This window comes from Bifidobacterium apicola, from assembly GCF_042846865.1.
Lineage (GTDB): Bacteria > Actinomycetota > Actinomycetes > Actinomycetales > Bifidobacteriaceae > Bombiscardovia > Bombiscardovia apicola.
Map to the genome: position 1 here is coordinate 81,045 of NZ_BAAFQQ010000001.1, position 12,612 is coordinate 93,656.

Here is a 12,612-nt window from a genome sequence, read left to right on the forward strand (position 1 = left end):
TTCCTTGTCGTCATGAAAGCGGGGCCCCTATGGTCCCGACGGATAAACACCAAGATAACCCGGTTCTGGGACTGTGGTCCGGCTGCCTGGATCCGCTAGGTTTCACCTCCAGCGGATTGGAGTGTCTTCTTGGCGTGTCAGCCCGTCAATCCGCGGATTCAAGGTCCTGACTGTTACAGTGAAAATCGACCGCAATGGTCACGCATCGTCGCGGTGCGTTAAAGGACCTAAGGAGGACCATATGGGGATTCTGGATGATGCAAAGGATGCCATGAAGTCTGCCGGCGAGAAGATTTCCGACGTCGCAGGCGATGTAAAGGACACGGTTATGGACAAGGCATCCGATGCCAAGGACGCCGTTGCCGACAAGCTGGGCGACGCCAAGGACGCTGCCCAGGACAAGATGGGCGACGCGAAGGACGCCGCCTCTGACAAGATGGACCAGGCCAAGGCCGATGCCAAGGTCGGCAAGGCCAAGGCTGAGCAGGGCGCCACCGAGGCTGTCAACAATGCCAAGGACCAAATGCGCAACTGACTGGGTCATCTCGACTTCCCCGACTAAACCCCGTTCGCTTTCCATATTCAGGCGGACGGGGGTTTTATATATGCTTGCTAACCCCTGAGTCTGGGCCGATGACACCGCTTTGTGGTAGAAATAATTGTTTGCCGGGTGTGCGCCATCCGGCCTGTGACGGTGACCGAGACCAGATGGCAAGAGGTGGCTTGTGAACGAGGAACCGGACTTGATCCAGCGCAGCGCCAAGGAGCTGCTCAAGGGGCTCAACGATCGGCAAGCCGAGGCAGTTCAATACCAAGGGCCGGCCCTGCTGATAGGGGCAGGCGCGGGCTCAGGCAAGACTAGGGTGCTGACCCGCAGGATTGCCTGGATCCTCAGCCAGTTTGGCGCCTGGCCCAGCCAGATCCTGGCCATCACCTTCACCAACAAGGCGGCATCCGAGATGCGCGAACGTCTGCGCAGGCTGATCGGGCCTGTGGCCGACCGCATGTGGGTGTCTACCTTCCACTCGGCCTGCGTGCGTATTTTGAGGCGGGACGGCAAAGAGATCGGCCTGCGATCGGGCTTCACCATCTATGACGCAGCCGATTCCGAGCGTCTGATCAAACTGATCGGCAAGGATCTCAACATTGATCTGAAGCGCTACACCCCCAGGAACATTCTGAGCCACATATCTGACTACAAGAACAACCTGCAGGATTGGCGCACACAGCTTCAGGAGTATGCTCCCGACTACCGGCCTGGGCAGCGCGGCCAGCAGATCACCGCCCGCTTCGGCAACGAGGAGGAGCTCTACTCCGTGATCTACGCCGAGTACGAGCACCGGCTGGCTCAGGCCAACGCGGTCGACTTCGACGATCTGATCGTGCGCACGGTCCAGCTGCTCCAGCAATCCCCGATGGTGGCGCAGTATTACCACCATCGCTTCCGTTACGTGCTGGTGGACGAGTACCAGGACACCAACCATGCCCAGTATGTGCTCATGCGTGAGCTGGCTGGTGCCGATGCGGGCAAGCAGGACCAGGCCTGGATTACCGTGGTGGGGGATTCAGACCAGTCCATCTATGCCTTCCGAGGGGCCGATATCAGCAACATCAGAGACTTTGAGAAGGACTTCCCCGGAGCCCGGACCATCCTCCTGGAGCAGAACTACCGTTCCACCCAGACCATACTTGACGCAGCCAACGCCATCATCGTCAAGAACGAGGGCCGCAAGCCCAAGAAGCTCTGGACTGCATTGGGCAAGGGGGAGCCCATCGTGGGTTATGCAGCCGACAATGCCCAGCAGGAGGCTGCTTGGATCGCCACCGAGATTGCCAGGCTGCGCAGCGAGGAGGGCATTCCCTACTCCGACATGGCCATCATGTACCGGGCCAACGCCCAGTCCAGGGCTTTGGAGGAGGGGCTCATCAATGCTGGCCTGCCTTATCAGCTGGTGGGCGGAACCCGCTTCTACGAGCGCAAGGAAATCAAGGACGCCCTGGCCTACCTGCACGCCATCGCCAATCCCCAGGACGACGTGAACATGCGGCGGATACTCAACGTGCCCAAGCGGGGCCTGGCCGCACGTGCCGAGGCGGCGGCGACCTCCTATGCGGATCTGCATCAGGTCTCCTTCTGGGAGGGGGTGCAGCATATCGAGGAGGTGCCCGGGGCTTCCACGCTGATGGTCAAGCGGATGAAGGCCTTCAGGGATCTGATTACCGCCCTGACCGACTTTGCCGCAGAGCACGACACCAAGCCATCGCAGATCGTTGAAAAGGTTCTGGAGGAGTCCGGCATGCTGGACGAGCTTCGCAAGTCGGTGGATCCGCAGGATGCCTCCCGGCTTGAGAACCTCGGTCAGCTGCAGTCCGTGGCAGCCGAGTTCGAGCAGAAGACTCCCGACGCTACGCTGACCGGTTTCCTGGAGACCACGGCACTGGTGGCCGATTCGGACCAGCTGCCGGGCCTGGGCGACGACTCGGGCAAGGTGACGCTGATGACCCTGCATACGGCCAAGGGCCTGGAGTATCCGGTGGTCTTCCTGACCGGCATGGAGCAAGGAACCTTCCCTCACTCTCGCTGCCTTGAGGATGCCGACGAGATGCAGGAGGAGCGCCGACTGGCCTATGTGGGCGTGACCCGTGCCAAGAGGCGTCTTTATCTGACCCGGGCGGCCGTCCGCTCCCAGTGGGGGCAGGTCAATGAGATGCTGCCCAGCCAATTCCTTGACGACATCCCTGACGATCTGATCGACTGGAAGCGTCGGCAGGCCGGCAATGAGCGGATGCGCGCAGGCTGGGACCTAGGTGACGACGAGGACGAATTCGGCGGCTTCGAGGATGAAAGCGACGGCCGTGCATTCGGTCATCGTTCATTTGGCGGGTTCGGCTCCAGCTTTGGCTCTTCCCGCAATGGGTACGAGCGCTCGCGGACTTCCTCGCAGCGCTCGTTCGGATCATCCGGGCATGGCTCTCGCAACTTCTCCTCCAGAAATGGAAGGGTTACGACCAGGCGCAGCACAGCAGGCTCGTCGTCAACCCCACAAGCTGGCAGAGTCTCAGCCCAGCCCAAGTCGAACGGACTTTCCATTCAGGACTTCTCCTTGGGTGACAGGGTTGCCCATGACCAGTATGGCCTGGGCAAGGTGATCGATATTCAGGACAAGGGGCATAACTCAGTCCTGACCGTGGACTTCGGTTCCGAAGGGACCAAAAGGCTGATGCTGCGCTTGGCACCGATCGAAAAGCTCTGAACGATCGAGGCTCCAAAAGCTGTATGCTCATGACTCTTGTGAGGACAGCCATTCCACAGCTAGCTGGGTGCGGTTGGCCAGGTTGGTCTTGGCCAGGATGGCTGAGATGTGATTGCGGATGGTGCCCTCGCTGAGGTAGAGCTGCCTGGCGATAGCCTGGTTATCGAGGCCATCGGCTACCAGAGCGGCTATTTCACGCTCACGGTCGGTCAAGGTTTGGAAGCGCGTGGGAACAGGCTCGGCTGGATCCTTTCGTGCCTGCTCCTCCTGCTTGCCAAGGGACAGGTTAGCCACTGCCTCGGCGCCAAGAACCGTCTGACCGGCCATGACGGCTTGGAGGGCCGGCACCACTGAGGCCACGTCCTGCTTGATCACATAGCCCTTGGCACCCAAGGCCAAGGCGCGGGAAATATACTCTTTGTCTGCAAAGGTAGTCAGAAAGAGCACCCGGGCAGTCGAATCCATGGCGATGATGCGCTCCGCCGCCTCCAGGCCATTCATGCCAGGCATCTGCACATCAAGAAGCAGCACGTCAGGCCTGCCGCCAGCAGCCTGAAAACTCTCGAGGGCTGACTGACCGTCATTGGCGGTCCAGAGCACGTCTGCAGTACCGGTTGCCGTCAAAATCGTTGATAGTGACGAGCAGACGATCGGATCGTCATCAGCGATAGCGACTTTCATGCCATGACCTTCTTATCCTCTGCACGCTCAGCTTTGCTGTGGTCGGACCAGGGCTCTTTGGGCAAGGATACGAAAACCTTCCATCCCTGTCGGTTGGGACCGCTGTTGGCCGTGCCGCCCAAGGCTCTGGCCCTGGCTTCCATATCGGCCAGTCCCATGCCCCGCTGAAGCTCCGGCTCTTTTAGGTGCGAGCTGTCAGGCTGCGATTGCTGAATCCCGCCGTCATCCTGCACCACCATCTGCCAGAAGGCTGGGAGGTCGCGCAGAATGACCTGCGCTGACCTGGCTGAAGAATGGCGGACCGTATTAGTAAGGGCCTCGCGGACGATGGTGGCCAGGCAACGGCACACTGGCGCAGGAGCTGTCTCGATGCCGTTGTTCAGATCGACCTTTAGCCGCCCCATAGAAGCCTCGGAGCTGGCATTCTCCATCTGGGAGGCGAAGTCAGTGCCCTTATCCTCCAAGTCATGCACCGAACGACGGATTGTGGTCATGGCCTCATCCAGGGTCTTGCCGACATCATCCAGTATCTGCTCGGTACTCTGATCGCCCTTGCCCTGCGCAACCACTCTGCCAGCCTGGATCTGCATGATGGCGCGGGTGAGCTGGTGGCCCACATTGTCATGAATATCTCGGGCGATCCGGGTCCGCTCGGATAAGTGTGCCATTCGGGTCGCTTGGGCCCTTTCCTCGTCAAGGTCATTGATGCGGCCGTGCAGTTGGCGAATCCGGTAGCGCTCGGTGTCTTCAATCTGCCAGACATGCTCCTTAGCCACCGCCAAGTGCGCACATGCCAGTCCGCTGCCTTGTGCCAGTGCTGAGGTCAACAAAGCCAGCAGGGCATGGCGTTGGATGAGGCCTCTGAACAGTATGAGGTCGGCCACAGCAGGTATCAGCCAAAAAAATGCCGGCAGCAAGGCCAAGATCAGCCTGGGCCGGACCAGCCCGGAGTCCTTGGCCTGGTAGTCTTTCTTGCCGGCTGATCTGGTAGCCGTAATCATAGCTCCGAGTCCGACCCCCGCCTCGAAGGCCAGGGCTGGCAAGAAGAAAAGCCAGTCGGGAATGAACGTTGCCAAAAGCGATACCAGAGCGCCGCCCCAGATGGAACCTGGCGCTGGCAGCAGCCATTCGCACAGGGCTCCTGCAGCTACAGATGCTAAGAGGCCGGCAATCAGAATTCCTGAAACTCCTGAACCATACCATGATCCGCATGAGGTTCCCAGGCCAAGCAGGACCAGCCAGCCAGCTATCCTGCCCATGAATGTCTCCTCGCCCTGTCCGTCCTATTGCCTCAAATAGTAATTGTCAGGCTACCCGTTCCTGAGCCTAAGCGCAGGCAGGACTGCCTATGACAAATGTCATGAGTTGTGATTTGAGCATCCACAACATTGATGACGGCTGTCATGGTGTTGGGCCAGCCGTAGCTGGGATGATGGAGTTATGAACAGTTCACTTGAGCAAGAGCCGGCCTTGCAGGTCAGCGCATTGGTGAAGCGCTACGGTGACATGGTGGCCTTGGACCACTTCGACATGGATGTCAGCCGAGGTGAAGTATTCGGACTGCTTGGCCCCAATGGTTCAGGCAAGTCAACCGCCATCAACTGCATACTGGCCCTGCTCAGCTTTGAAGCGGGGACGGTTCGGATATTCGGACAGGAGATGACCCCGACCTCCTACGACATTAAAAGTCATATTGGCGTGGTTCCACAGAATGTAGCCGTCTTCAACGAACTGAGCGTGCAGGAGAACATCGACTATTTTTGCTCCCTCTATGTGCCCAAGAAGGCCGAACGTAAGAATTTAGTCGAGCAGGCAATCGATTTTGTGGGGCTGGGTGACTTCCGCAAGTTCCGACCCGGTAAACTTTCGGGCGGTCTGCTGCGCAGGCTCAACATCGCCTGTGGCATCGCTCATCAGCCCGACCTCATCTTTTTCGATGAACCCACCGTTGCCGTTGATCCTCAGAGCCGCAACGCCATTCTTGAGGGCATCGAACGGCTGAACGCCCAGGGAGCCACGGTGGTTTACACCAGCCATTACATGGAGGAGGTGGAGCAGATCTGTACACGGATCATGATCATGGATCACGGTCGTCAGATCGCCTTAGGCACTGCCGAGGAGCTCAAGGGCATGGTCCAGGCCGGCGAGCAGGTCACCGTCGAGACTTTGGATCTGCAGGACTCCACCCTGGCCCAGATCCGTGCCCTGCCCCTGGCCCAATCCGTCGACTATGACGGAAAGGAACTGGTTATCCATTGTCGCCAGGGCGAGCACAACCTCCAGGACGTGCTGACGGTTCTGGAGTCCACCCAAACCAGCTACGGCCACCTGACCAGCCGTCCGCCATCCCTGAACGACGTGTTCCTGGAACTGACCGGCAAGGAACTGCGCGACTGAGCGCGGTCCCCAGGCTCAATTGCCGTAAGGAGCACCTATCTATGTGGAACTCATTCCTGATCAACGTCAAGACCTCGATACGCAACACCTCCTCCCTCTTCTGGGTCCTGGCCTTCCCAGTCATTCTGGCCGCTCTGGTGATGGGGATCATGGGCAATCTGCAAGACAGTTACACCGCCGAGGCACAGCACTTCGCCATAGTCTCAGATGCCAATTGGAAAGCCAGCCCAGGTGCTGACGAATTGGTCTCATCACTATCGAAGAAGCCCAAGGCTGGATCCAATGACACTCAGCTGCTTATCCCGACGGCAGTGGCTTCCAGGGACGAGGCGAACACGCGTCTGGATAGCCGGAAGGATATCGGCTACCTGTACGCGGGTTCTGGCGGACGGGTCAACATGGTCCTGTCCGACCACGAAGCCGCCAGCATCCAATCCGATGCAACCGCCTCCGAAGGCATAGCGGTCTCCATTCTGTCCGCCTCGCTGGGCAGCTTCAACCAGGCCAACTCCGCAAGGGCAGCCATTGCCTCACCAAGCAACCAAATTCTGCTGCAATCCGGCGGACAGACCTTCACCAAGCAAATCCGACTGACGCACATCCACCCTTCTATGACCGCGCCCTACTTCTTTGCTGTGCTCGCTATGGCCTGCCTTATCGGTGCCAGCACCGCTGCCGAGATGATTGCCAGGACTCAGCCCAACCTTTCAGCCCTGGGAGCCCGACGGGCCAGCTCTCCCAGCCCGAAGTGGCGGCAGGCAGCGGGCGCCTTCCTGGCCTCCTGGCTCGTTTCCGCAGTCAGCCTCCTGGTCGCCTACATCTTTGTCCGCACAGTCTGCGGCGTGCAAAACGATGGCCGTGACCCGATAGCACTCATAGCTATCGCCGTGGGCACCTTTATGGCCACCGCTTTCGGCTCTATGATGGGCGCGATTCCAAAACTCCCCACCGAAACGAAGGTTGGTCTGGTCATAGGCATCGATTGCACCCTGAGTACCTTTATCGGCCTCTACGGCAGCATGACTATGGACCTCAACAACGCCATTCAGGAGCATGCTCCTATTCTTCACCTGCTCAACCCAGTCAAGCAGGTCTCCAACCTCTTCTACGACATCGTCTACTACGACAGCCTGGCACCCTTCGCCCGCACCTGCGGCATCCTGGCCATTATGGCCGCCATCTTCCTGACTATCTGTGGCCTGCTCCTAAGGAAACAACGGTATGAATACTTGTAAAACAGCGCTGCGCGTCATCTGGGCGCATAAGTTCTACTTTCTCCTGTATCTAGTGGGTATGAGCCTGATCATGATTGTCGTCGGCTCTGCGAACATGCAGGCCGCGGTACGTGCCAATGCCTCAAGCGCGGTTGGGCGCTTTGAACCCGCACGTGCGAAGGTAGTCGTCATCAACCGGGACTGCGGTAACCAGGTTGGTTGCGAGCTGGGCCAGGGTCTGAAGAAGTATCTGGGCAAATCGGCCCGATTGGTGGCAGTCGAAGATAAGCCTCAAGCCCTGCAGGACGCCAATGTATCCGGCAAAAGCGATTTGATCGTCATCATCCCAGACGGATATGGCCAACGGTTCCTTGATGCACTTGAAGACACTTCTGTTCAAGCTCGTAGTGGTGATCAGACACCTGGTTTCCCGAAAGTTGAAACTGCTGCCTCCTATAATTCCAGCCGCGGCAGTCTGGCACAATTGCAGGTGGATAGTTATTTTGATGCTCTTCGTACTGCTTTGCTGACGGGTCTAGGCCAAAACGGTTCGATGGAGCTGCATTCATATGCAGCGGTCAAGGATGCGGCTGCCTACGCAGTAGCCCACTATGCCGGCAACCAGCCACATGTGGACATCCATGCCAGCCCGAAGACCGATGACCATGGAGCCCTGTTGAAAGGCTTTGCTACGACAGTCGGCTTGGCTGCCTTTCCCTTGATGACGGCATTGACAGTCTGCGTTGCTACGCTCTTCGGAGCTTTCAGTTCTCCTGACCGACATCGACGCCTGCTTGCCTCTCCAATGCGATCAAGCAGCCTGAATGGACAGGAAATCACAGCAGCCCTCATTGTGGCAGGCATCTCCTGGGCATACTACGTGGCACTCGTTGCTTTCGGTATGGCGGCATCGGGGGTGTCCTTGGCTTCACTTGGCTGGGGGAGAGTGCTGCTGAGCTTTTTCGTCATGCTGATATTCGCTGTATCGGCGGCATCCTTTGGATTCATGCTTGCTCAGTTCAATCCTTCTTCTTCACTCATAAACTCCGTCGGGGTCACCTTCGGTCTGGTGGTTATGTTCACATCCGGGTCGAGTTCCGGCGGCCCCCTGCCGCCGGTCATGCAGACCATCGGCAAACTGACTCCGGGCTGGTGGTACAACACTGCAGTCCAATCAATAATGGATTCAAGCGCAGCAGGTCTAGTCTCTTGGGGCCTTCCGCTGACCGTGGTTGCCTTGTTCGCGCTGGCTTATGCCTGTGTCGGCCTTATGGTCTCACGCCTGACACGCACACGGGCCACCCTGGTCGCTCCTGTCAGCTCCGACCCCAGTATGATCGAATAATGCCAGATTCCTGGACCATCCCAAATAGATCTGTCATGCCAGTTATTTGTCCGGTTTCATGGCCAGCCTGGCGATTAGACATGTCAGCAATGTCACCATGACCACACCAGTGATGATCAGGGTCATAGGGCTGTGGTCGATCAGCGGGCCAAAGGCGGCCTGTCCCAGCGGGATCGCGCACATGCACAAGCTGTTGGTCAGTCCTATTACCTTGCCTATCAGCCTTGCGGGGGTGTGAATCTGTTCATAGGACAGGGAAGTGATGTTGACCGTCTGCACCATGCCTGCAGCCAGAGCCATGCACCCGGTTACCAGGGCGAAGAGGACATGAGTGGGCGAATGCAGAAGCAGTCCTGCGACAATGGGCAGGAGGACCAAGGCGCTGCCCGAGAGCAGCAGAGGTATCCGCTGCAGATAGAACCAGGCTGGACGGATGGACACCAAGATGGCTCCAAGCAGGCTCCCGCAGGCCAGTATTCCTTCGGCCAGCCCCTGCATGGCGTTGCTCAGGCCCAGCGTGCGAGTGACCATATAAGGCAGGGCCACGTTGATGTAGGAGGCAAAGATCAGGTTGGCCGCCAGACTGAGTCCTATGACCACTTTGAGGTTGCTATTCCTGACCAGAAATTGTGCAGCTGTTTTCGTGTCCGCGACCAGATGGCTTACGAGTGCTCTTGGGCCTTGGGAGTGGCTTTGTGCTGGTTCGGGAATTCTGACGGCGATCCTGATCCAGGCAGCCGACAGAAGGCAGACCGAGGCTGAAACCCCGACTACCTGCATGATTCCGAAGAATCCCATGACCATGCCGGCCAATACTGGTCCGATCATTCCAACGAGGGAGATCGCCTGGGAAACCAGGGCTGATGCACGTGTCAGGTCTTTGCTGTCTACCAGGCAGTGAAGCGCTGCTTGCACCGTTGGGCTGTAGCAGGCCCTGTAGGCATTGACCAGCATCATACAGGCCACGGTCAAAAAAACAGGGTCGAGCTTGCGGCTGATCAGGATGTACAAGAAGGAGGTCAATGCTGACAGAATGTCCAGCACCGCCATGGTGGACTGCTTGTGCAGCCGGTCGGCCAGAGCTCCGCCCAGAGGTGTCAGGAGTATGGATGGAAGGACGGCCATAGCGGAGGCCATGCCATAGAGGGATGCCGATCCTGAGATGTTGAGCAGGTGAAGCGGAAGGGCGAAGACCAAGCATGTCTGCCCTAGATTGGAGAGAATCTCGGTTGTCAGAAGAGCAATGAATGGAGGTGTCAGCAGCCCCTTGCCCTTAGAGCGTTCCATGTTGGATGTTTGATCGTGAGCGGGCGGGTTCATATACCTACTTCGCTTTCAGTCTTTTCCTCGTTGTTGGTTTTGGCGTCGGTGCCGAAGTAGGCCAGCAGGTCGGAGAATCCCTGATCTTGCAGGGGGATGCCCAGGCCCTGCATGATCGAGAAAAAGCACGCGGCTCTGGTTCGCAGTTCCGCCTGCGTGCCCCGGTGAAAGAAGGGCAGCAGCCACATGTTGGCCAGCAGACGGAAGGTCTCTGCAGTTTGTTCGACATGGTCTACATGCAGTGAACCGTCCTGATTGCCCTGTTTGAATAGGTCGACAAAGTCGTCCCGCTCATCCACCAAGGCGGTGAATTCCATGCCGATCATCTTGGGATTGGCCTTTGGGTTGAATTTATGGAACATCAGATCCGCAGCCTCCAACCTTTTGCGCGCTTGCTTAGGAGAGAAGAGCGACTGCAGCTGCTCCAATGCCGTGCCCTGCTTTGCCTGGACAAGGGTCTTGCTGGTCGTCTCGCTCATGGTGTTCATCAACCTGTCGGTCACGGAATCGAAGAGGTCCTCCTTTGACCGAAAATGGTGGTAGACGGCCCCTTTGCTCAAGCCTCCGGTCGCCTCGATGATGTCCTGCATGCTGGTTTTGTCGTAGCCTTGGCTGCTGAAGAGCTCAGTGGCGGCTTTGATGATTCTCTCCTGAGTCAGCTCAGGGTGTGCGTTGCGGGCCATGGTCGTCCTCCTTTCAGGATGCTGAGTTGAATCTTCATTGATCGGTCGAGGAGCCTAAGCCTTGGCTCAATATGATACCGACCGTTGGTATGAATATATCACGACATTCATGCGCTCGCAGGTCGGGCTTGTGTGGTTTAATAAACACTTGGTTTGCGTATTTGTGCGCGAACCTATCTGGAGTCTCAGCCCATCAATGGGTCGGCGGCCGCAAGGTCGTTCGTGCTTGGCACGGTGAAGCATTGGAGAGGCCTGACTCGACGGTTTCGGCCGTCTTCGTTCAGATAACGACAGAAGCAAGTAAGGATTGCATCAATGACTAACATTCAGCGTGCGCGTCGCCAGGTCCGCCTGTCCCGCGCTCTGGGCATCGCCCTGACTCCCAAGGCCCAGCGCCTGTTCGAGAAGCGCCCCTACGGCCCCGGTGAGCACGGCCGCAGCCGCCGTCGCACCGAGTCCGACTACGCCGTCCGTCTGCGCGAGAAGCAGAGGCTGCGCGCCCAGTACGGCGTCTCCGAGAAGCAGCTGCGCGCCGCCTATGAGCGGGGCACCCACGAGTCCGGCCAGACCGGTGCCGCCATGCTTCGCGAGCTGGAGTGCCGCCTGGACAACCTGGTCCTGCGCGCAGGCATCGCCCGCACCACCGCCCAGGCCCGCCAGTACGTGGTCCACCGCCACATCCTGGTCGACGGCAACATCGTGGATCGTCCCTCCTACAGGGTCAAGCCTGGCCAGACCATCCAGGTCAAGCCCAAGAGCCAGACCATGGTGCCCTTCCAGATTGCCGCCGAAGGCGTCCACCGGGATGTGCTGCCGGCAGTTCCCGGCTACCTGGACGTGGACCTGGCCTCTCTGAAGGCCAGCCTGGTTCGCAAGCCCGAGCCGGAGGAAATCCCGGTTCAGATCAACATCCAGTACGTGGTCGAGTTCTACGCTCGCTGATCGCCTGCGACTTTGGGGCCCCGGTTCGTCCGGGGCTCTTTGCATGCCAGGATCTGCCGACCCTGCTGGAGTATGGGTGGGATAATAGGGACATGTTGCTCCATCTGTATGCCGTCCGCCATGGGCAGACCTATTTCAATCGCTACAACCGTCTCCAGGGCTGGTCCAACTCGCCATTGACTTCATCGGGGCTGGAAGATGCCGACCGTGCGGGTCGTAAATTGAGCAAGGTGAGCTTTGCGGCAGCCTACTGCTCGGACACCACACGGGCACAGGAGACAGTCCGCAGGATCCTGGCCCAGAACCAGTCAGAGAACAAGCCTGAACCGGTCAGCGACAGCCACTTCCGTGAGCAGTTCTACGGCTACTTCGAGGGGCAGGACATGGCCATGGCCTGGTGGGCTGCAGGCGCGCCCCATGGAGCAGGCACCTACCAGCAGATCGTGGATCGTTTCGGTCTGGCCGCCACCAGGGACTTCCTCAAGGAGGCCGACCCCTTTGGTGATGCCGAGTCCGACAGCGAGTACTGGACTCGGATTGCCGGAGGATTTGCCCTGATCGCAGCCGACCCGCACCTGAAGAACGAGGATCGCGTCCTGCTGATCTCGCACGGCAACACCCTGCTCAGTCTGGTCAACCGCTTCGGCGGCGGGCGTTACGACACTAGCAGCCGCCCAAGCAACGGAAGCGTCACCACATTCGACTTCGATACGGATGCTCCCTTTGAGCGGGCCCTCAAGGTCCGGTCCTTCAATCAATGAATCGGCTTCAACAGG

Annotated in this window: 11 protein-coding genes; 7 read left to right on the top strand and 4 right to left on the bottom strand. The window is 58.7% G+C overall.

Annotation, left to right across the window (positions count from 1 at the left end; genetic code table 11):
- Window positions 1-241: 241 nt before the first annotated feature.
- Window positions 242-535: a hypothetical protein gene (locus tag ACGG9J_RS00340; protein WP_390132575.1), complete on the top strand. Its 294-nt coding sequence runs from the start codon at window positions 242-244 to the stop codon at window positions 533-535.
- A gap of 190 nt (window positions 536-725) precedes the next feature.
- The gene (locus tag ACGG9J_RS00345) at window positions 726-3,254 is read left to right on the top strand and encodes a UvrD-helicase domain-containing protein (RefSeq protein ID WP_390132577.1); all 2,529 of its coding nucleotides are present in this window, start codon (window positions 726-728) and stop codon (window positions 3,252-3,254) included.
- 27 nt (window positions 3,255-3,281) lie between these two features.
- Here ACGG9J_RS00345 and ACGG9J_RS00350 read toward each other — a convergent pair whose 3' ends face one another.
- Entirely contained in the window at window positions 3,282-3,935 is a 654-nt protein-coding gene (locus ACGG9J_RS00350; protein WP_390132579.1) for a response regulator transcription factor, read from the bottom strand.
- The gene (locus tag ACGG9J_RS00355) at window positions 3,932-5,194 is read right to left on the bottom strand and encodes a sensor histidine kinase (protein ID WP_390132581.1); all 1,263 of its coding nucleotides are present in this window, start codon (window positions 5,192-5,194) and stop codon (window positions 3,932-3,934) included. Before ACGG9J_RS00355 ends, ACGG9J_RS00350 begins: the two co-directional genes overlap by 4 nt.
- Before the next feature lie 181 nt (window positions 5,195-5,375).
- Between ACGG9J_RS00355 and ACGG9J_RS00360 the strand changes: the two genes are divergently transcribed.
- From ACGG9J_RS00360 to ACGG9J_RS00370, 3 genes are read left to right on the top strand one after another with little or no spacing between them, the layout of a single operon-like run.
- A complete protein-coding gene (locus ACGG9J_RS00360; protein WP_390132583.1) occupies window positions 5,376-6,332 on the top strand; it encodes an ABC transporter ATP-binding protein in 957 nt (318 codons plus the stop codon).
- 41 nt (window positions 6,333-6,373) lie between these two features.
- Window positions 6,374-7,567 carry an ABC transporter permease gene (locus ACGG9J_RS00365; protein WP_390132585.1) on the top strand — a complete coding sequence of 398 codons (1,194 nt, stop codon included), beginning with the start codon at window positions 6,374-6,376 and terminating at the stop codon, window positions 7,565-7,567.
- A complete protein-coding gene (locus ACGG9J_RS00370; RefSeq protein ID WP_390132587.1) occupies window positions 7,554-8,891 on the top strand; it encodes an ABC transporter permease in 1,338 nt (445 codons plus the stop codon). The genes ACGG9J_RS00365 and ACGG9J_RS00370 overlap by 14 nt, the downstream gene beginning before the upstream one ends.
- Before the next feature lie 42 nt (window positions 8,892-8,933).
- On the opposite strand, the gene ACGG9J_RS00375 is transcribed toward ACGG9J_RS00370, so the two are convergent.
- Together ACGG9J_RS00375 and ACGG9J_RS00380 are read right to left on the bottom strand one after the other, a co-directional pair.
- A complete protein-coding gene (locus ACGG9J_RS00375; RefSeq protein WP_390132589.1) occupies window positions 8,934-10,178 on the bottom strand; it encodes an MFS transporter in 1,245 nt (414 codons plus the stop codon).
- Between the two features lie 29 nt (window positions 10,179-10,207).
- Entirely contained in the window at window positions 10,208-10,894 is a 687-nt protein-coding gene (locus ACGG9J_RS00380) for a TetR/AcrR family transcriptional regulator (RefSeq protein WP_390132590.1), read from the bottom strand.
- A gap of 315 nt (window positions 10,895-11,209) precedes the next feature.
- On the opposite strand from ACGG9J_RS00380, the gene rpsD reads away from it, so the two are divergent.
- Both rpsD and ACGG9J_RS00390 read left to right on the top strand, forming a co-directional pair.
- On the top strand, window positions 11,210-11,836 hold the full coding sequence (gene rpsD, locus ACGG9J_RS00385) for a 30S ribosomal protein S4 (protein WP_015021916.1): 627 nt from the start codon (window positions 11,210-11,212) through the stop codon (window positions 11,834-11,836).
- 92 nt (window positions 11,837-11,928) lie between these two features.
- Window positions 11,929-12,597: a histidine phosphatase family protein gene (locus ACGG9J_RS00390; protein ID WP_390132593.1), complete on the top strand. Its 669-nt coding sequence runs from the start codon at window positions 11,929-11,931 to the stop codon at window positions 12,595-12,597.
- Window positions 12,598-12,612: the final 15 nt, after the last annotated feature.